Raw genomic sequence first — 2,588 nt, forward strand, 5'->3', positions numbered from 1 at the left:
GGAGGATTTCGCCCGTGGTGCTTCCGAATATCTTACGGATGCCTATCTCCTTGCGGCGGTACTCGCTCTCGAACATGGTGAGCCCGAACACGCCTATCATGCTGATGACAATGGCGAGCAGGGAGAAGAGCAGGATTTGGCGGGTGAAGCGCAGCTCGTTGCGGTAGGCATTGTCGAGCACCTGGTCCATAAAGCGGAAATGAAAGTCGTGTCCCGGCGTGAACTTCTCCATTGCCTTCTGCAGCGAACGGATGATTTCCACCTTGTCTGTTCCGGCAGAGACGCGGACGTTGACGGTGTTTTCCCAACCTTCCCAACCTAAATCTTTGGTAGAGAAGAAAGCCATGGGGCGTTCATCGTTATCGTTGCGGAACGAGGTAAACTTGATATTCTCGCAGAAACCTATGACAGGGAAAGCCATGCTCTTTTGGAATGGAGGCTGGTTCAGTGTGAGCCATGGGTATTTCTTTCTTGCGGCTTCGTTGAAAATGAATCCGCTGCCGTCTGTAGATTTAAAATTACGTCCTTCGGTCAAGCGGATGCCCATTACATCCAAGTAACGGTAGTCTACTGGCATCACCTCATAGTTCATTGTCCGTTCTCCTTCGGAGATGCCCCAGCTCATATAAGTGTCGGATGAACTGAGAACGAATTGCGAGAACGCCACGCCTTCCACACCCGAAATGCGTGACAGTTCGTCTACGACGGCATTCATTTGTTGCTTGACTTCTTTGGTTGTTTCGCCCACAATGATGGCATCTTTGTCATAACCGTATTCCGAAGTGCGGATGTATCGGCTTTGAGCATACATGATACCGATAGCGATAATCAGCATAAAAGAGATGAAGAACTGGAAACAAACCAGTGTTGTGCGCAACTTCCGTCCCTTGGGTGATAAGCCGAACGAGCCTTTCAGTACGAGGGCAGGAGGGAAAGAGGTAACGTAGAACGATGGATATAGCCCTGCCAGTATGCCTATTAATACACTGATGCCGAAGGTGGCGATTAAGAGAATCACATGTTTGCCTAAACTCAAGTCGGCACTGACCAAATCTTCTACGCCCGAATCGCGCAAAGCCAGTATCAAAACAAGGCTGAGGGCAAAGGCAAGGATGCTGACGAGCACCGATTCCATAATCAGGCTGGTGCGGAGCGAGCCGGTAGTTGCCCCTAACACTTTTTGCGTATTGATGCTTTTGATACGCATCGGCGTTTCGGCAAGCGAGAAATTCATAAAGTTGATAGCGGCGATGATGACGATGAGAAACGACACGCAGATAAGCAGATAGACCGTAGTACGGCTGCTGGCACTCTTATTCCCTATTTTCGAGAAATGGACTTCCGATAAGGGAGTAAGGCGGAAGAAAGGAGTGCCTTCCTTCAGTTCGATTCCTCCCGTGAAAGGTTTCATTTCTAACAGTTTTTGGCTGACTATTTTCTCGATGCTTTCCGCTTGCGTGGCATCGCTTAGGCGTACATAGCAGATATAGTTGAAATTGTTCCAGTTGTCTTTGTTCTCGTTCTTGTCGAGCGGTTTGAGGAGCATGTTTCCTAACTGTGTGTTTTCGGGGAAATCCTTATATACTCCACCTATGGTCAGCGGTTTGTTGTCCGCTTGTTTGCCTTCGAAGATGGTTTTACCTACGGCGTCTGTGCTTCCGAAAAAGCGTATCGCCATCGATTGGGGAATCAGGATATTCCCTTCTTGGTTGAGCGCATCGGCAGAACCGGCAATCATTTCGGGTTGGAAAGTCTTTATAAAGTTGCCGAAGCCGGTTTGTGTGGTTTCGTTGAACAGATGTCCGTTCACTTCATAATCGTAACCACTGTTCCAAATCATTGCGTTAGAAACAGCTTCAACGTAGGGAGAACTGTTCTCGATTATTTCTCCAAACGGACGGGATAACCATGTTTGCCAGTCTCTGTCTTCCCCTCCTTTAAATTCGGCGCGGAATATCTTTTCATAATCCTTATACCCTTTATTGAAATTCAAATCATAGTCTACCTGCGTCATGATGACGAAGAAGGAGGCGAAGGCGATAGCCAGCCCGATGATGTTGAGGACGCTTGCCGTGAAGAAGCGCCGGAAGGTATGCGAGAAATTGCGTGCTAAGGTATTCATGTGGTTATTTACGATTTTGCGATTTACTATTTACGATTTCTTTTCACCACAGATTACACAGATTTTTTAATTGATATTTCTGTGTATCCTGTGGTCCTGTGTTTTAAATTTATTAATCTGTGTAATCTGTGGTGAACTTTATTTCATTCTGTCTTGATACTGTTCGCCGGATTCTCGTTGGCATTCTTCCAGCTTTGCACCGTGACCGTAATCATGGTGATGGCGGTGACGAGGAGGAAGGAGGCGAGGAATATCCAGGCACGGATGGGAGTGCGTTCGGCGAATCCTTCCAGCCAGTGCTGTCCTATCCACCAGCCGAAGGGGGCGGCAACGATGAAGCATCCTATCAGTATATATAGGTACCGCTTGTTGAACATGCGGAGGATTTCGCCCGTGGTGCTTCCGAATATCTTACGGATGCCTATCTCCTTGCGGCGGTACTCGCTCTCGAACATGGTGAGCCCGA

At 48.1% G+C, this 2,588-nt stretch carries 2 protein-coding genes; both read right to left on the reverse strand.

Going from position 1 to position 2,588, the window contains the following annotated elements; translation table 11 throughout:
• The coding region (locus tag B5F78_RS16335; protein ID WP_087407241.1) for an ABC transporter permease at positions 1–2,122 on the reverse strand (2,122 nt) is incomplete at its 3' end.
• A gap of 143 nt (positions 2,123–2,265) precedes the next feature.
• Positions 2,266–2,588 (reverse strand): ABC transporter permease (locus tag B5F78_RS16340; protein WP_140400228.1); only part of this gene is annotated, 323 nt, incomplete at its 5' end.

This window comes from Bacteroides sp. An279, from assembly GCF_002159615.1.
Classification (GTDB): Bacteria; Bacteroidota; Bacteroidia; order Bacteroidales; family Bacteroidaceae; genus Phocaeicola; species Phocaeicola intestinalis.